Annotated in this window: 12 protein-coding genes; 10 read left to right on the top strand and 2 right to left on the bottom strand. The window is 63.0% G+C overall.

Annotated elements, in window-relative coordinates; genetic code table 11:
* The first annotated feature begins 268 nt into the window (after positions 1–268).
* From AV059_RS15155 to AV059_RS15190, 8 genes are all read left to right on the top strand, one after another.
* Entirely contained in the window at positions 269–4,066 is a 3,798-nt protein-coding gene (locus AV059_RS15155) for a CARDB domain-containing protein (protein WP_058995723.1), read from the top strand.
* A 114-nt stretch (positions 4,067–4,180) separates the two neighbouring features.
* A complete protein-coding gene (locus AV059_RS15160; protein WP_058995726.1) occupies positions 4,181–5,869 on the top strand; it encodes a hypothetical protein in 1,689 nt (562 codons plus the stop codon).
* A gap of 71 nt (positions 5,870–5,940) precedes the next feature.
* A complete protein-coding gene (locus tag AV059_RS15165; protein ID WP_058995729.1) occupies positions 5,941–6,975 on the top strand; it encodes an NAD(P)/FAD-dependent oxidoreductase in 1,035 nt (344 codons plus the stop codon).
* Between the two features lie 36 nt (positions 6,976–7,011).
* Positions 7,012–9,165, top strand: coding sequence for a ribosome rescue protein RqcH (rqcH, locus tag AV059_RS15170; protein WP_058995731.1), 2,154 nt, complete (start codon positions 7,012–7,014; stop codon positions 9,163–9,165).
* A 45-nt stretch (positions 9,166–9,210) separates the two neighbouring features.
* Entirely contained in the window at positions 9,211–10,239 is a 1,029-nt protein-coding gene (locus tag AV059_RS15175; protein ID WP_058997630.1) for an AIR synthase family protein, read from the top strand.
* Positions 10,240–10,407: 168 nt separating this feature from the next.
* The gene (locus AV059_RS15180; protein WP_228841820.1) at positions 10,408–11,124 is read left to right on the top strand and encodes a DUF4013 domain-containing protein; all 717 of its coding nucleotides are present in this window, start codon (positions 10,408–10,410) and stop codon (positions 11,122–11,124) included.
* 76 nt (positions 11,125–11,200) lie between these two features.
* The gene (locus AV059_RS15185) at positions 11,201–12,268 is read left to right on the top strand and encodes an mRNA surveillance protein pelota (RefSeq protein ID WP_058995733.1); all 1,068 of its coding nucleotides are present in this window, start codon (positions 11,201–11,203) and stop codon (positions 12,266–12,268) included.
* A gap of 119 nt (positions 12,269–12,387) precedes the next feature.
* Positions 12,388–13,545, top strand: coding sequence for an ATP-binding protein (locus tag AV059_RS15190; RefSeq protein WP_058995735.1), 1,158 nt, complete (start codon positions 12,388–12,390; stop codon positions 13,543–13,545).
* On the opposite strand, the gene AV059_RS15195 is transcribed toward AV059_RS15190, so the two are convergent.
* Positions 13,542–14,294: an MBL fold metallo-hydrolase gene (locus AV059_RS15195; RefSeq protein ID WP_058995736.1), complete on the bottom strand. Its 753-nt coding sequence runs from the start codon at positions 14,292–14,294 to the stop codon at positions 13,542–13,544. The genes AV059_RS15190 and AV059_RS15195 overlap by 4 nt on opposite strands.
* 283 nt (positions 14,295–14,577) lie before the next feature.
* Between AV059_RS15195 and AV059_RS15200 the strand changes: the two genes are divergently transcribed.
* Positions 14,578–15,192, top strand: a complete 615-nt coding sequence (locus AV059_RS15200) for a class I SAM-dependent methyltransferase (protein WP_058995738.1) — start codon at positions 14,578–14,580, stop codon at positions 15,190–15,192.
* A gap of 23 nt (positions 15,193–15,215) precedes the next feature.
* On the opposite strand, the gene AV059_RS15205 is transcribed toward AV059_RS15200, so the two are convergent.
* Positions 15,216–16,043, bottom strand: a complete 828-nt coding sequence (locus AV059_RS15205) for a winged helix-turn-helix domain-containing protein (protein ID WP_058995740.1) — start codon at positions 16,041–16,043, stop codon at positions 15,216–15,218.
* A 140-nt stretch (positions 16,044–16,183) separates the two neighbouring features.
* Here AV059_RS15205 and AV059_RS15210 point away from each other — a divergent pair, with 140 nt between their 5' ends.
* The gene (locus AV059_RS15210) at positions 16,184–18,934 is read left to right on the top strand and encodes an ATP-dependent helicase (RefSeq protein WP_058995742.1); all 2,751 of its coding nucleotides are present in this window, start codon (positions 16,184–16,186) and stop codon (positions 18,932–18,934) included.
* The last annotated feature ends 45 nt before the right edge of the window (positions 18,935–18,979 follow it).

Raw genomic sequence — 18,979 nt, forward strand, 5'->3', positions numbered from 1 at the left:
GTTGTGTGTCTGGCTAGCCGAGAGTTACCTTCATCGCGCGGCAGCAGTCAGGCGACGACCGAAAGAACGGCCGCCGTTTGAGCTACTATATGTATACCGATGCTCAAGCCTGGCGGACCGATTGCGCTGAACGAACCATTATTAGTAATGCCAGTCTTCGGCCCTTATTAGGCTAGAACCGGCGGTAGCGGACGGTAGCAGCGATAATAAGACCTTACTTGGCGATTCGCTCCCGCTAACTAATTACCATACTGTCATCGGCTCTCCCATGGGTAAGATTACGGGCCTGTGGCTAGCAGCGATGACGCTACTGGCTGTGGTTGCGGTGTCGACGGCCCCGATGTTCGGGCCGGGTGTCGCGGCTGCGTCCAACCACGAGACAGAGACGATTACGGGACCGGACATCGAGGTACAGGACGCCGGATTGATCGACAAACGGGTCGATACGGGGCAGATGAATACGCCTGAGCCCGAGCTGTGGGTCACCTTCGAGAACACGGGCGACACGGTCGGGACAGAAACGATAACCGTCGAGGTCGGCGGGCGGGAAGTGACGGTCATCGGCCCCGAAGAGGTAACCGTCGACGCCGATGAACGGAGGAACGTCACGACGACGTACATACTCGAAACCAGCGACGGCGGCTATATCGAAAACGGGGAACACGAGGTGACGGTCAACGGTGAACCCGCGGGCACGCTGGTCGTCGGCGAATCCAACATCACCGTCACGGACCGTTCATGGAACACGACGACAGTCAGCGAAGGCGGTGCCGTCGAACTGACCGTCGACGCGGAGAACACCGGCGCTGTTTCCGGCCAGCAAGATGTTTTCACTTACGTAGACGGAACGTCAGTTGACGCAGTGTCTTTCAACCTCGAACCGGGCGATTCCGGGACGGACACGTACGTACACACGTTCGAGGAATCCGGGACATTCGAGTTCGGTACCGCTGAGGAAACCCAGACAATAACCGTCGAAGGTGAGGATGGTGGTGGAGCGGCACCGCCGGACATTGAGGTACAGGACGCCGGATTGATCGACAAACGGGTCGATACGGGGCAGATGAATACGCCTGAGCCCGAGCTATGGGTCACCTTCGAGAACTCGGGCGGTTCGGCAGAGACGGTCCCGATAACCGTCGAGGTCGGCGGGCGGGAAGTGACGGTCATCGGCCCCGAAGAGGTGACCGTCGACGCCGATGAACGGAGGAACGTCACGACGACGTACGTACTCGAAACCAGCGACGGCGGCTACATCGATGACGGGGAACACGAGGTGACGGTCAACGGCGAATCCGCCGGGACGCTCATCGTTGGTAAGCCGAACATCACTGTCACGGACTACGCCTGGAACACGACAACGGTCAGCGAAGGCGGAGCCGTTGAACTGACCGTCACCGCAGAGAACACTGGCGCTGTTTCCGGCCAGCGGAACATCTTTACCTACGTTGACGGCCGGTCCGTTGACGCGGTGTCTTTCAACCTCGAACCGGGCGTGTCCGGGACGGACACGTACGTACACACGTTCGAAGAAGCCGGGACATTCGAGTTTTCTGTCGGCGGCGAAACTGAGACGATTACTGTCGAACAGCCGGCAACCTTCGAGGTGTCAGACCGGTCACTGAGTTCGAGAGCCGTCGGTGAGGGCGACAGCGTCGACGTGACTGCCACCGTGACGAACACCGGCGACCGAGCGGGGACCTACGAGATGCCGCTGACGGTGTCCGATGAAGTGGTCGACACGACTGAGGTGGAACTCGACCCTGGCGAATCGACGACTGTCTCGTTCACCCAGACGTTCAGTGCCGTCGGAAACTATGCGATCAACCTCGACGGTGGGCGCGTCGGCACCGTTCAGGTATCTGAGTCAGCGACCTTCGAGACAACGACAGTAGACATAAACCGGACTGATGTCGCTACGGGCGAGCCGATATCCGTCACGGCGACGGTCCGCAACGAGGGCGACGAGGAAGGCACTGCGGACGTGCGGCTGCAGGAGGACGGCAACACGATAGACACGCAGTCGGTGACACTCGACGGCGGCGAGGAAGTGACCGTCACGTTCGTCCAGTCGTTCAGCAATGCGGGGACGCGGGACATCGCCGTCGACAACCAGTTCGGAGCCAGCGTGACGGTCACGGAACCGGCGACGTTCGAGGTCAGCAACGCGGCGGTCAGTAGCGAGTCCGTGACCCAGGGGGGGTCTGTCGAGCTTAGCGCGACCCTCACGAACACCGGTGGCCAAGCGGGGACTGTAACCGGCGAATTCGCCGTCGCAGGCTCTGTTGTGGAGCGCCGGGAAGTGACGCTAGAGGGGGGTGAGGCGACGGAAATCACGTATAACCACGTCTTCAACGACAGCGGGAACTACCTTGTCGACGTCAACGGCGAGCGGGCTGGCACTGTCACGGTCAAGGAGCCGGCGGCGTTCGACACGACTGCTGTCGAACTGAACCGGACGAGCGCTCGAACAGGCGAGCCCGTTGAGGTGACTGCAACGGTCGTCAACGATGGTGACGAGGAGGGGACTTCCCCAGTTCGCCTGCAGACCAACGACGACATCGTGGACACGAGGAACGTTACGCTCTCGGGCGGGCAACAGACCGAGGTCTCCTTCGTCTACGTCTTCGAGAGTGGCGGGGAGTACGACGTGGCAGTCAACAGTGACTCCGGCGGAAACATCTCAGTAACCCAGCCCGCGACGTTCAAGATTCGTGACGCAAAACTGAGCAGTTCATCCGTTGCAACCGGCGAATCAGTTGACGTGACAGCGACTGTTGCAAATGTCGGCACAGAGAGTGGGAACTACACCGCGGCGCTCACAGAGAGCAACCAGACGCTCAAGTCCAAAAGCATCGGTCCGATTGCCGGCGGTGAGACAGCAACTGTGTCATTCAGTATCTCCTTCGACAATGAGGGCAACCGGTCGCTCGCTATTGGCAACGCAACCACCGAAACGCTCGCCGTCGAAGCTGAAAGCAGTAGCGACGGCGGTGGAGGCGGTGGTGGTGGCGGCGGAGGCGGTGGAGGCGGCGGCGGCTTCGATCTCAGTGACGAGTCGGACGAGACCGACAACGGCGGCGGCGCAGAGGCTCCCCCCATCTCGCAGTCACAGATCGACAACGGAGTCACTGTCCAAGTGACTGCCGACGCTGCGAACTCGACGGTCACCCAGTCGCTGAACCGCTCCGGTCCGTCTGAGACCGCGCCGGCGTTTACCCTCTCTGAACTCTCGCTCAACGTGACCAACGAAAGCGATGGGTTCAACACGACGCTGCTCGGCCCACACGCCACGCCAAACGATATGGCTGCGGTCCAAGAAGACGGCGTGCGCGGATACGTGACCGTCACTTCCGGCGCAAATGCGTCTGCCATCAGCCGGGCGACGTACACCCTGCGGCTCAACGAATCGGCGCTTCCGGCCAACGGGTCGATGGACGCTGTCCGGGTGTTCCAGTACCACAACGGGTCCTGGAGTCAGCTGCCCAGTACTGTCAATATAACTAACAGGTCCATTCAGGCGACGGCGTCCAATTTATCAACTATCGCTGTCGTTTCCCCGGCCACTAATGCGTCCACTCCGAAGGCATCTGGTCCTTCGAATACGGATACATCGACTCCGACACCCGCAGAACTCACCGTTGCCGATGCGTCCCTGATGGCTGACTGGGTCCGGTCCGGATTCAACACGTCGGCGCGGGCGACAGTCGAGAACCCGACCAACGAAACCGTCGAACAGACGCTGACGGTCACTGTTGACGGCGACTCGGTCGCTTCTCGGACTGTCCGGCTTAACGCTGGCGAACAGACTACTGTGACAATAGAGTTCGAGGCTGTCGACGGCGCAGTCGCGGTCAACGGCGTCAGTGCCGGTGACCTGCGTGTCGGCTCGACTACCGCCCAGAGCACGGGTGGGTCCGGGACTGACGAGACTGGTGAAAGCGGCGGCGGCGCGGAGCCAGCCTCCGAGACGGTCTCAGCCTCTGGACCCGGATTCACCGTTCAGCTGGTCGCACTTGTGCTGGCGTTGGTCGCCGGTCTCGTCAGAGTCCATCGTAGCGTGTAGCGGTCGTACGGACGGCAGATTTTCCGGCCTCACTACCGGTTGTGTGTATGAAGGACGACCTTACCGAGGGTTTGGCTGCTGGGTAACTAATCCTTTACTCGCGTACCTCCCTGTATGAGCGAGGTCAAAAAACTCTTTGCTGCTGTCACTATCGTTTTCGGCACCGCTGCACTCGTATCTGTATTCGCTGTCGGCAGCGTGGGCGCCTCCGACGCCGGCTCCCAGAACGGTGTATCGGCTGCCACAGTAAGCACACCTGAAGTCACCGTCGAATCTATCGTTGAGGCCGACTCTGAGAGAGTACTCGGGCAGGTGAACGAAACGGACACACCGACTGAAAGCGATCAGACGGAGGAACCCACGGAGAGCCCGGAGACTCCGACTGAGAGCGAGGAAACGGAGGAATCGACCGAAAACGAAGAAACGGAAGAGCCGACGCAAACCGAGGACCCCACAGAAAGAGATACCGAGAGGCAGACCCAGACTGAAGGACCGACGGACGGTGAGGAAACTGGAGAGCCAACTGACAGCGAGGAGACCGAAGAACCAACCGACAGTGGAGAGACCGAGGAACCGACGGACAATGAGGAAACCGAAGAACCGACCAACAGTGAAGAGACCGAGGAACCGACGGACAATGAGGAAACCGAAGAACCGACCAACAGTGAAGAGACCGAGGAACCGACGGACAATGAGGAAACCGAAGAACCGACCAACAGTGAAGAGACCGAGGAGCCGACGGACAATGAGGAAACCGAGGGACCAACAGACAGTGAAGAGACCGAGGAGCCGACCGACAGTGAAGAGACCGAGGAGCCGACCGACAGTGAAGAGACCGAAGAACCGACGGACGATGGGGAGACCGAGGAACCGACGGACGATGGGGAGACCGAGGAACCGACGGACGATGGGGAGACCGAGGAACCGACGGACAGCGGAGAGACCGAGGAGCCGACTGAGGGTGAAGGGACTGAACAACCAACTGACAGCGAGGAGACTGAAAACGGGACACAGAACGCAACTGAAACAGATGACAATGTCGGTGCTGCCGACACCGACGACTCGGATGACAACTCCGACGACGACAGCGATACCAATGGTGGTGGTTCGAACGATTCAGGCGACTCCGACAATAGCGGCTCCGATGACTTTGACGGTTCGGACAACGACGATGACTCCCAGTCCGACGATGGACTCTATGACGATATCACGGGGTCGGATGGCAATGAAAACGGGACGTCGACCGATGCGAAGAACGCAACCGCGCGGAACGGAACAGCAGGCGGGGGCGCGCCTGCCGGCAACACGACTGGCGACGGGAACGAAACCGCCGGTTTCGGGACCGAAGTGAGTACCGGTGGGGAACCCACTCCCGAACGACGGGGGAACGCCGATTTGCAGATCAGGGAGGCGTCATTGTCGGCTGACTGGGTTCGATCCGGGTTCAATACGACTGTGCGAACGACAGTAAAGAATGCCCGTCAGCGGCCGGTTAACGAGACACTGACTGTGACGGTCGACGGCGAACCGGTGACGACGGACCGGGTGGCGCTTGACCCCGAGGAAGAGGCGGTCGTCGAGACCGAGTTCGAGGCGGTCAACGGAACCGTTCGGGTCAACGGCGAGACGGCGGGCCCGCTCACAGTCGAAAACCAATCCGTTCCGGTTACTGACGGCGACGAACAGGCGACGACCGCGGCGCAGGGCCCCGGGTTCTCACTCGCACAGGTGGGCGTCGGTGTCGCGATACTCACCGTCGTCGGCTGGACGCGCCGGGCCCTCAGACGCCAGCGGGACCGCTGAATCGGACCACGGGCGGGCGATCCGAACTGGTTGTGTGGTGGATTTTTACTCACACCGTCCGACAGTCCGGTATGGCTCGTAACCTCGCAGTCGTTGGTGCCGGTGGTGCCGGTGCGGCGGCAGCGTACGCGCTTCACGATGCAGACGTCGACGTAACAGTGTTCGAGAAGAGCCGCGGCGTCTGCGGGCGCGCTGCGACCCGGCGACACGGCGACTGTACGTACGAGTACGGGGCGAATTATCTCAAGGCCGACGACGGCCGCGTGACAGAACTGGTCACAGAGGCCCTCCCGACCGAGGGACTCGTCGATATCGAGGAACCGGTGTACGCGTTCGACAGGACCGGCGGCATCGACGCCGGCCGGGATGCTGACGAACACAAATGGACGTACGAGGCGGGCATTACACAGGTCGCAAAGCGGCTGTTCAACGAGGCAGACGCCGACGTAGAGAACGGCGTGCGGGTCGAGCGTCTGGAGCGACAGCGCGACGGCTGGCGGCTTGAGGACGATGAGGGGGTGGACCTTGGACACTTCGACGCCACGCTGCTAACACCGCCAGCGCCCCAGACGGCAGACCTGCTGGGACAGTCGCGGTGGGACCACGACGACTGCCGGGAGCTTCGGCAGGAGGTCGCCACGGTCCCTTATCGAACGGTCATCGCCGGCGTGTTGCACTACCCCTTCGAACTCGACGTGCCGTGGTACGCCGCGGTCAACAGCGACAAAGACCACGACATCGGCTGGGTCGGCCGCGAAGAGTGCAAAGACGGGCACGTTCCCGACGGCGAGTCCCTGCTGCTGGTCCAGATGAACGAACCATGGTCGATTGCGAACTACGACGAACACCCCGACACGCTCATCGACGACATCGCGTCGCGGACGGCCCGACTGCTGGACGACGACCGGCTGGCCGACCCCGACTGGACCGACCACCAGCACTGGCGCTACTCCCAGCCCGAGGGCGAGGTCGACCACGACCTGCTGTCGTGTGCGGCCGAGCACGACCTGCACTTCGCCGGCGACTGGGTGGCCGGCAAGGGGCGACTCCACGCGGCGCTACGGAACGGACTGGAGACGGGCGAGGCAATCGCCGACAGCGGGTAACGGAACGCCTTTGGGTGCCCGCCGACAGCCACCGACATGGACCACAAGCGGGAACTGACGAGCGTCGACCTCGCCGCTCTTGAGGGAGAACTCGCCGGCTACGAGGGCGCGAAGCTCGACAAGGCGTACCTCTACCCCGAGGACGACCTCGTCAGACTGAAGCTCCGGGACTTCGACCGCGGGCGCGTCGAGTTCCTCATCGAGGTCGGTGACGTCAAGCGCGCCCACGTTGCCGACCAGAGCCACGTCCCCGACGCGCCGGGTCGGCCGCCGGACTTCGCGATGATGCTCCGGAACCGGCTGTCGGGCGCTGACCTCGTCCGCGTCGAACAGTTCGAGTTCGACCGCATCATCGAACTGGAGTTCGACCGCGAGGACGCGTCGACGACTATCGTTGCGGAGCTGTTCGGCGACGGGAACGTCGCCGTGCTGGACGAATACGGCGAGGTCATCGACTGTCTGGAGACGGTGCGACTCAAATCCCGCACCGTCGCACCCGGGACGCCCTACGAGTTCCCGTCGGCGCGGTTCAATCCGATGACTGTCGATTACGACGGCTTCGTCGCCCGTATCAAGGAATCCGACGCTGACCTCGTGCGGACGCTGGCGACGCAACTGAACTTCGGCGGCCTCTACGGCGAGGAGCTGTGTACCCGCGCCGGCATCGACTACAACGTCGCCGTCGACGACCTCGACGAATCCGATTTCGAGCGGCTGTACGAACTCATCGACGAGCTGGGAACGCGCCTGCGTGAGGGGAACGTCGACCCACGGGTGTACTACGAGACGCTCGATGACGGTGACGGGGCAAGCGGCGGTGAGACCGACGAGGACCCGGACCGCCGGCGCGTCGACGTGACCCCGATTCCGCTGTCGGAGTACGAGGAACTCTACAGCGAATCTTTCACGGAGTTCAATCCCGCGCTGGACGACTACTTCTTCAATTTCCAGCGGGAGGAGGAAGTCGAAGGCGGCGAGACACAGCGCCCGGACTTCGAGGCCGAGATAGAGAAACAGCAGCGCATCATCCAGCAACAGGAGCAGGCTATCGAGGACTTCGAAGCCGACGCCGAGGCCGAGCGGGAGAAGGCCGAGCTGCTGTACGCCAACTACGACCTCGTCGACGACGTGCTCTCGACGGTGCAGGCTGCCCGCGAGGACGACGTGTCCTGGGACGACATCGAGGCGAAGTTCGACGAGGGGGCCGACCGCGGCATCGCGGCCGCCGAAGCAGTTGTCTCGCTTGACGGGAGCGAGGGGACGGTGACCCTCGACATCGACGGGACGCGCGTCACAGTTGACGCCTTCACCGGCGTCGAGAAGAACGCCGACGAGCTGTACAAGGAGGCCAAACGCATCGAGGAGAAGAAAGAGGGTGCCCTCGCCGCCATCGAGAACACGCGCGAGGACCTCGAAGCGGTCAAAGAGCGGCGCGAGGAGTGGGAGGCCGACGAGGGTGAGGACGAGGTTGCGGAAGACGAGGCCGAGGACGAACCGACCGACTGGCTCTCGATGCAGTCCATTCCGACCCGATCGACCGAGCGCTGGTACGAGCAGTTCCGCTGGTTCCACACGTCGGATGGATTCCTCGTCATCGGCGGCCGCGACGCCGACGACAACGAGGAACTCGTCCAGAAGTATCTGGAGGGCGGTGACAAGTTCTTCCACGCGCAGGCACATGGCGGCCCGGTCACGGTGCTCAAGGCCACCGGCCCCAGCGAGCCGTCCAAAGAGGTGGAGTTCCCCCAGTCCTCGCTGGACCAGGCCGCCCAGTTTGCGGTTTCGTATTCCTCGGTCTGGAAAGACGGGAAGTTCGCCGGCGACGTGTACATGGTCGACCCCGATCAGGTGTCGAAGACGCCCGAAAGCGGCGAGTATCTGGAGAAAGGCGGGTTCGCCATCCGTGGCGACCGAACGTACTTCGAGTCCACGCCGGTCGGTGTCGCGGTCGGCATCACCTGTGACGACGAGACGCGGGTCATCGGCGGCCCACCCGCGGCCATCGAGGGACAGGCCGCGACCAGCATCACTGTCGAACCGGGACAGTTCGCCCAGAACGACATCGCCAAGCGCCTGTACCGGGAGTTCAGGTCCCGCTTCGCCGACGAGTCGTTCGTCCGCAAGGTCGCCAGCCCGGACCAGATACAGGAGTTCCTGCCGCCCGGCGGCAGCCGAATGGCCGAGGACTGACCATGTCTGGACGGAGAGAACACCGCGCCGGGGGTGACCGACTGCATGAGTGACCTCGGGAAAATTGACCGCGAACTGTTCGACAGCGTCATCTACCCGGAACTGGGCGCGGACCGAGAGGACGTGACGCTGGGGCCGACGCACGGCATTGACTTCGGCGTCATCGACGTGGGCGGTGACGCTCTCGTCACAGCCACCGACCCGCTGTCAGTTCTCCCCGACCTGGGGTTTGAGCGGGCTGGTCGGTTTGCACTCGACGTGGTACTGGCCGACGTTGCCGTCTCCGGCGTCCCACCGACCCACCTCTCGGTGACGTTCACACTCCCGCCCGAGATGACCGACGACGAACTGGCGGCGATGTGGCACGGCTTCGCCGGGCGGGCCGAAGAAGTCGGCGTAAGCGTCGTCACCGGCCACACCGCCCGGTATTCGGGCGTCGACTACTCATGGGTCGGCGGCGCAACGGTGCTTGGCGTCGGGTCCCACGAAGACATCGTCCGGCCGGACGGCGCACGACCGGGCGATAAACTGGTCGTCGGGACCGGTCCCGGTGCGGAGATCACGGGCCTGTTTTCGACCCTCTTCCCGGCGCAGATCGGGCTGTCGCCCGACCGAACCGCCACCGCACAGGAACGTCTGGCTGACACCGCACTCGTCGAGGACGCCATGGCCGCGACGAACGCCGGAAACGTGACCGCGATGCATGACGCCACCGAGGGCGGCATCACCGGCGCGCTCATCGAGATGGCTGACGGCGCAGGCGTCCGGTTCGACGTGGACAGCGACGCGGTACCGGTCGCCGACGGCGTCGGCGCGCTCTGTGACGCGCTCGACATCGACCCCTGGCACGTCAGTAGTTGCGGGACGCTTCTGGCTGCCGTCGACCCTGCGGACGCTGATAGTGTCGTCGACGCGCTCAGGGACCGCGGGACGCCGGCCGCCGTTGTCGGCGAGGTGACGGACGGTTCAGGACTGTACGTCGATGGGACTCGGCAGTCACACCCCGGCGCTGACCCCTCGTGGGAGGCGTTCGCGCGACTGCAGGCAACTGCTGAGGGCGACGCCGACACGTAGTGACACCGAGAACTGTCCGGCTGCACTGACCAGCAGTAACACGGAGAACTGTCTGGCTACACCGGACAGCACGGCGCACGTACTGCTATATATACCTGTAGGTCGTATTATAAATTGATGTGACATATTGTCGAGACTGACGTGGCAGCAGCCACGCCGGCCAGGCCGATGTCACGAAGTACCATCATGTTCCAAGAAGCACTATCGTATCCGCGGGACAGCGACAGCGCAGTGAAAACCATCGCTATCGGGGGCGCGTTGCTGTTCCTGAGCTTCCTCCTCGTTCCGCTGTTCTTCGTGTTCGGGTACGTCGTCCGATCACTCCGGGCCGTGATGAATGGGGAGACGACGACGCCGGAGTTTGACGAATGGGGCGACCTGGGCATGGACGGGCTGAAGGCGTCCGCTATCGGATTCGTCTACTCGCTGGTCCCGACCGTAATCGTTGCGGCGGCACTGTTCCTCACTGTTGCCACTTTCGGACCCAGCGATACCGCCTTCGGTGGCCTAGTCATGGGATTGGTCCTCACAGTCGCCGCGCTCGGAATGCTCGCGATTTCCATGGCCGCAGTGTACATTGTTCCGGCCGCTGTCGTCGCCTACGTTCGGACTGACAGCGTCGCCGCGGCGTTCTCGCCGAACGACCTCCGCCCGCTCTTGTTCAGTCGCACCTACGCGACCGGCTGGCTCGTGGCGTTCGGTATCAGCCTCCTCGCTGGCGTCGTCGTCAGCGTCCTGAGCGTCACCGTCGTGGGTTCTGTCCTGACCCCCTTCGTCGTGTTCTACGCTTACGTGGCCGGGGCCTACGCCATCGGGACCGCTGTCAGGGAGATACCGGATATCGCCTCTGAACCCGCGACGCCCGCTGCAGGCTCGGTCGCCTGATTAGTTCGGTCACGGTTTTCCTGTCCCAGCGCAGTGAATGGCAGAACACTTGTGTCCCTGAAGCGGACGCTTCAGTATGCAAATACAGAGTCAGGAGACCACCGCGGAAGGGGCAGAACGCATCGAGGTGGTCCCCGAGACCCTTGACGACCTCTGGCATCTCTCGTATGTCATCGAGCCGGGGGACCTCGTCTCCGGCGACACGACGCGGCGCATCCAGCGCAACGACGACAACCTCCGTGACAAAGGCGGCGAGCGCGAGCCGATGTGGATTCAGATCGAGGTCACCGACGTGGAGTTCGCGAAGTTCGCCAATCGCCTCCGTGTCGGCGGCGAAATTGTCGATTGCTCCCGCGAGGACCAGCTGGGCTTTCACCACACGCTCAACGTCGAGGAACACACCGAACTCACCGTCGAGAAACACCTCAAGCCCGATCAGGCCGACCGGCTTGAGGAGGCCGTCGAAGCGACGGAGAACCCCGACGTGGCGATTGCGACCGTGGAGGAAGGGGAGGCTCATGTTCACACCGTCGCTCAGTACGGCACCGAGGAGCGGGCGACCATCACCTCGACGACCGGGAAAGGAGAGTACGCCCGTCCACGCAAGGAACTGTTCGACGAACTGGCATCGGTCCTCAAGCGACAGGACGTGGACGCCTACATCCTCGCGGGTCCCGGCTTCACCAAGCAGGACGCGCTGGACCACTTTCAGGACGAGATTCCCGATATCGCCGAACAGATTACCGTCGTAGACACGTCCGCCGTCGGCGACCGCGGTGTCCACGAAGTGCTCAAACGCGGCGCTGTCGAGGATGTCCAACAGCAGACCCGCATCGCCGAGGAGGCGGACTACATCGACGAACTGATGGAGCGCATCGGGTCGGGCTCGGAAGTGGCGTACGGCCCGGAGGAAGTCGCAAAAGCGGCCGACTACGGCGCTATCGAGACGCTGCTCGTGCTCGATGAGCGCCTCCGGCTGGAGCGGGCCGGCGAGGGCGACTGGGATATCGATGTCGACCAGATCATCGAAACGACAGAACAGAAAGGCGGGGACGTGACCGTCTTCTCCGCAGAGTTCGCGCCCGGACAGCAACTCTCGAATCTCGGCGGTGTCGCGGCGCTGCTGCGTTACCGCCTCGATTGAGCCGCGTCCCCACGAGACGTGTCTGCCGTCTTTCACTCCGCCGGTGAGTTCCCCCGAAACCGTTTTTTGCCCCGCTCTCCATTGGTACGTAGTTCCAATGTCTGCGAGGAGTGGGTGATATGTCGTTCGAAGAACAACAGGACTTTGCCAGACAGGTCGCCGACCTGAACAAGTACGGCCAGGCGCTCAATCGGTGTGAGTCCGTCGACGAGGTCGTCTCCCTCACGCTCGAAGCGATGTCGCTGCTGTTCGAGTTCTCGTACTCTACGTTCGTCGAGGTTCGCGACGACGAGCTCCGCGTCGTCCACAGTACAAACCCGAACCTCGTGCAGGGCGAGCCACCGAGTGACTTGGCTCAACGGGCGCAGGAGGCCGGCGAAACGCTGGTCGAACAGGGCGCTGATGCCGCTGTCACGGCCGACTCGGATGTGACGGGTGCGCTGGCCGTCCCGGCTCGGATGGGTGACGAGGTGACTGCGGTGTTGGTTACTCGATCACAGACCGTCGAGGAGTTCGGGGACGAGTACGTCAGACCGATGGAGATTCTTGCCACTCACGCCGCGACGGCCATCTCCAATATCCGTTCCCGTGAACGGCTAGAACGGGCACACCGGGATCTGGAACGGCGAAAGGAGATGATCGAGATGTACGACCGACTGCTCCGCCACGACCTGGGTAACGACCTGCAGGTCATCGCTGGGTTCGCCGACGTCGTCGCTGGACAGGTCGACGGCCAGACCGAGGAGTACGCCGGCAAGATCCAGCGCGCGGCCGAGAGCGCCGCCGACCTCATCCAGCGTGTCGGCGACCTCGTCTCGACGCTGGAAGCACAGGACAATCCGGAGCCGCACGACCTCGAATCGGTCCTTGGGGATACGGTACGTGATGTCAGAGCCAACTACGGGTCACTGACTATCGATTTTGCGCCGTCAGACTTCGAGTATCAGGTGTACGGCGGTGACCTGCTCGACTCGGTGTTCACGAATATCATGTCCAACGCGGCGGTCCACAACGGAGACGAGGTCCATATGCGAGTGTACCCGGCGGAACCCAGTCCAGACGAGGTTACGGTCTGCTTCGCCGATGACGGGAATGGTGTCTCGCCGGACCTGCGTGCTGATATCTTCGAGATGGGTGTGAAGGGCCAGGAGAGTTCAGGCACCGGCTTTGGCCTCGGGTTCGTTCGAGCGCTGACGGAATCCTACGGTGGCAGGGTCAGCGTGGGCGAAAGCGACGCTGGCGGGGCCGAGTTCCGCGTCACGCTCGAACGCGTCTAGCTGACTGTTATCGTTAGGCTGTCCTCAGCGAACTGCACGTCGCCATCGTAGCTGTCTGCTATCGACTCGAGCATCTCCTCGTGTCGTCCCTCCGTGTGTGGGTACAGGTGGGTGAGATACACGCGGCCGACCTCGGCGTCGGCATCGCGGAGCGTCTGACCGAGGGTCTTCGGCGTCGGGTGGTTCGACACGTCCACGTCGTCCGGGAACGAGCAGTCGTGAACGAGTACGGCCGACCCGTCGGCGAACTCGATGAGGTCCGTGAACGCCTCGGAGTCAGCACCGAGCGTTATTGCTGGCCCGTCACCGACTGAAAGTCTATACGCGAAACACTGCATCGAGTGACACGTCTCGCAGGTGTCGCCGCTGAACCCTGCCAGATCGAACGATCCACCGTCGAGGTCTTTGAGTGTCAAGTCCAGCCGGTCCTGCATGTAGTCGTGTGTTTCAAGCAGGTCGTGAATCAGGTCGCTCGTCCCCGGCGGGCCAGCTATCGTGAGGTCCGTCTCACCGGCCAGCCAGCGGGCCTTCATCAGCACGTCGAGGTCGGAGACGTGGTCGAGATGGTGATGTGTCAGCAAGACAGTGTCGACGCCTTCGTATCCCGCGTCTGTTCGGGCCAGCGAGTGCAACACGCCGCTACCACAGTCGATGAGCAGCCGGTTCCCGTCGCGTTCCAGCAGATAGCCGGACTGCATTCGAGAGCCGGTGGGCATGGCGCTGCCGGTGCCGAGAAACGTGAGACGCATACCGGACGACAGCGAGCGAACGGACAAAGGGTTGGTGTCTGGGGGCACACGTCGGCAGGGGAACCACCAGGGAGCGTCAGCGGAGTGAGGGCGGTGGCCGTCGGCGGGGACGGGGTCAGGGCGGCCGTGTGGGAAGGTCACCCGTCGACGGCGCAGTTCATGCTTTGGACGGGGATAGCAAAAATTCACCCGTGGCTCAAAAACCGTTTTAACCGAACCGCGTCTGTGGCAAAACTGCGAAACGGAGCGGGAGACACTTGTGCGAGCACGACGAGAAGCGCGTATGAAGAAATCACTCGACGAACACGCCGAGCGGTTCTCCGAACACGCTGACGCGTACGACGAGGACCAGGATTCGGCGGCGTATCGCGCCTGCGTGGATTTCGTTGTCGACCACGCGGCCCCCGAAAGCGACGACGTGGTACTCGACCTCGGCACTGGCACCGGAGCCATCGCGTTCGCGCTCGCGTCCAACGCAGCGGATATTATCGGCCGCGACATCAGCGACGGGATGCTAGAGAAAGCTCGGGAGAAAGCCGAGGAACGCGGCGTCGAGAACGTTTCTTTCGGCAACGGTCGCTTCCGCTCTCCGAACGTCGACCGCTCGGTCGACATCGTGACGTCGAACTTCGCGATGCACCACCTCGGCGACGACGAGAAACGCGAGGCTATCGACACCATCGCCGATCTGGGGCCGCGGCGCATCGTCCTTGGGGACGTGATGTTGTTCGGCGATGACGACCCCGACGCACCGTTTTACAGCCCCGAAGTCGACGACCCGGCGACGGTCGGCGTCCTCGCCGATGCCTTCACCGATGCCGGCTACGCGCTGACAGCTGTCGAGATGGTTACCGAACAGGCCGGCGTGCTGGTCGCTGAACGGACCGACTCGGACTGAAGCGGGTGGGTCGCTGAACCGGCTCAGCGGTAGTTCCTGTACGCCCAGAACGAGACGTACAGCGTCAGGACAAGCAGCCCACCGAGGAAGAAAGCCACGCCGGGCTCGATATGGAAGCCGCCACCGGCCGCGGCGTCGGTCGTTAGTTGCCGTGCCTCCTCGGTCATTGCTGCGACCGGGGTGTCAGCCTCCGGAGCCGGAGTGCTTCTCGGGGCCTGCGTGGCCTCTGGTGTCTCCGTCGCCTCGGCTATCTGGAATCCGCCGTCATCCGACGCTGTCGGGGTCGGTGTGGATTCGGCCGTCGCGGCTGTCCGGTTCGCCGTGTCCAGACTCTCAACGTCTCCGCCACCCTGCGCACCGTCACCGGCGGTTCCCGCATCGCTGCCGGCCCCCGAACTCCCGAACTGGATCGGGAACTGTCCGAGCAGGAGTTGCAGCATGACGCTGGCCGCGGTGAGGATACCGATAACGGGCAGGACGCGGCGGACAAGCGACCGGAGCGACTGCTTGCGTTCCTGCGTCCCGACGAACAACACTAGCGGGTCCTCCGGGGGTTCGTACACCTTCATCTCCTGGCCTTTCTCAGAGTATTGGACCCCGGCGACAGCGATGAGTTCCTCGTCTTCTAGTTTCTCCAGATGATAGGAGACCTTCTGTATCGACATATCGAGTCGGTCAGCCAGCTCGGAAGGCGTTCCCGGCTCGTCGTAGACGGTGTTGAGAATCTCTCTGGCCGTTTCCGAGGAGAGGGCATCGAGTACGGCTGAGACGTCTTCGTCGACCCCGACGACCTGTAGCTCCCCGTCCTGTGAGGTGCTTGTGTCGGGACCGCGGGAGGGCAGCAACGACATATATTCGGTTCACTGCCGCCCAGCGTAATGAATCTCGTGGAACCTCACGGAAATATTTGAGTTACGATACTCTCAAAGCGACGATGGAGATGGCGGAACCCACTTGCCCCGGCAGTCCTACAGGTCGGTAAGAGCCGACAATGGGAGGACGCGAGCGTCTCGCAGCGACGGACCCGGAGTTCGACCCGGAGGCAGTCGACATCGACGATGGCGAGGTGCTTGACCGCCTCGCGCCCGTCGTCCAGGAGTGGTGGGTCGAGCAGTTCGGCGAGTTCGTTCCGGGCAACGGCGGCTTCTTCACGCCGCCACAGAAAGAGGCCATCCCGCTCATCCACGAGCGCGAGAACGCGCTCATCTGTGCGCCGACGGGGAGCGGCAAGACCCTCGCATCCTTTACCGGCATCATCAACGAACTGTTCGGGAAGGCCCGCGAGGACGAACTGGAGAACTCCGTCTACTGTCTGTATGTCTCACCGTTGAAATCGCTGGCAAACGACATCCACCGAAACCTCGGACAGCCACTCGACGGTATCACGGCCAAACTCGACGAGCGCGGCGAGGACGTGGAAATCCGGCACGCCATCCGCCACGGCGACACCAGCGACAGCGAACGGCAGGCGATGCTGGAAACGACACCACATATCCTCAATACGACGCCGGAAACCCTCGCAATTCTGCTGAACTCCCCGAAGTTCAAGCAGAAACTCGAAACCATCGAGTACGTCATTGTCGACGAGATCCACAGCCTCGCCGAGAACAAGCGCGGCACGCACCTCTCGGTGTCGCTGGAGCGCCTAGAGGAGATGGTCGAGACATCCCCGACACGCATCGGCTGTTCGGCGACCGTCGAGCCGCTGGACACCGTCGCGGAGTTTCTGGTCGGCTGTGAGGAGCCCGGCGGCGACCCCCGCGACTACGAAATCGTCGACACGCGGTTCGCCCGCGACTTCGACATGGAGCTGTCCTGTCCGGCCGACGACCTCATCAACACGCCGCGGGATATCGTCACCGAGCGGTTCTACACCCAGCTCCACGACCACATCCAATCTCACACCAACACGCTCGTGTTCACGAACACGCGCTCGGGAGCCGAACGCGTCCTGCACAACCTCCGTGAAAAGTTCGGTGATTACGACGAGTCCAACTCCGGCTGTCATCACGGTTCGCTCTCGAAGGAGCGACGCCGCAACATCGAGGAGTCGCTGAAGGAGGGGTCACTCGATGTGGTGACGACCTCGACCAGTCTGGAACTGGGCATCGATATGCCTCACATCGACCTCGTCGTGCAGGTTGGCTCGCCCAAATCCGTGGCCGCGTTGCTCCAGCGCATCGGCCGCGCCGGCCACCAACTCGGCGAGACTGTCGAGGGCCGCGTCATCGCACTGGACCGCGACGAACTCGTAGAGTGTGCGGTGATGCTCGAAAAGGCCGAACGGGGCTTCGTCGACCGCGTGTTCATCCCTGAGAACGCACAGGACGTGGCGACCCAGCAGATATACGGCATGGCTATCAACGATGTCCGCCCCGAGGAGACGTTCAAGAGTGTCCTCCGGCGGGCCTACCCGTACCGGGACTACGACGACGGGGACTGGGAACGGCTGATGCGGTATATGACCGCCGACTACCCGGGGATGGAGGATAAGAACGTTTACGCCAAAATCTGGCGGGACACGAACGACGCGCCCGACGGCGAGCACCACTACGAGGACTACGACGTGGGTGAGCACCTCATCGGCAAACGCGGCCGGCTCGCGCGGGTCATCTACATGACCAACATCGGGACGATTCCGGACTCGTTTACCTGTGACGTAGTCACCCGAAGCGACGATAGCTGGGTCGGCCAACTGGACGAATCGTATCTGGACACGTTAGAGAAAGGCGACGTGTTCGTGCTGGGCGGAAACAACTTCGAGTACCGCTACCGCCGCGGGTCGAAGGTGTACGTCGACCGGACTGCCGCCCGCCCGACGGTCCCGTCGTGGTTCTCAGAGCGCCTCCCGCTGTCGTACGACCTCGGCCGCGAGATCCTCGATTTCCAGGGCCAACTGCTGGACCGACTGGCCGACGGCGGGATGTCGGAAGTCCGGAACTGGCTCCGGACGTTCCCCGTCGACGAGAATAGCGTCCGGGCCATCGCGCGGATGTTCCGCGAGCAGGTAGCCTACGCCGGCCCGGACAGCGTGGCCACGACCGACCGCCTCGTCATCGAGGAGACGCTGGACCACGACGAGTATGAACGGCACTACCACGTCCACTCGAACTACGGCCGGCGGTTCAACGACGGGTTCTCACGCCTGCTGGCCTACCACATCGCTCGGGCGGCCAGTGCGAACGTTCAGGTCGCTGTCGCCGACAACGGCTTCACGCTCTCGATGCCGCTGAACCGCAAGGTGGACATCGCGCGAATCGTCGGCGATCTAGATCCCGAGACGGCCCGCGAGGGCCTCCGGGCTAGCCTCGACGGGACGGACCTCCTCCAGCGGTACTTCCGCATCAACGCCACGCGGTCCCTGATGATACTCAAACGCTACAAGGGCTATGAGAAGTCGGCCAGCGAACAACAGGTCTCCTCGGAGATGCTGCTCGGGTTCGCCGAGGACCTCGGCGACTTCGCCGTCGTCGAGGAGACTTACCGCGAGATTCTGGAGGACAAGCTCAACGTCGACGGCATCGAGACCGTCCTGCGTGCGATGCAGGACGGCGACGTGGACGTGGTCCGGACCCGCGTCGACTCGCCGTCGCCGCGAGCCTTCGGCCTCGCAACGCTGATGGCCAGCGATGTGGTGCTCGCTGAGGACGAGTCGGCTGTCTTACAGGAGTTCCACCAGCGCGTGCTGAACGAGATCGAGGACGGAAATGGCGAAGACAGCGCCGTCGCGACTGACGACTGAGGCCGACCAGGTCAACGAGCGCGTGTAGTCCGGCGGCGTCTGCTG

It is taken from the genome of Haloarcula sp. CBA1127 (assembly GCF_001485575.1).
GTDB lineage: Archaea > Halobacteriota > Halobacteria > Halobacteriales > Haloarculaceae > Haloarcula.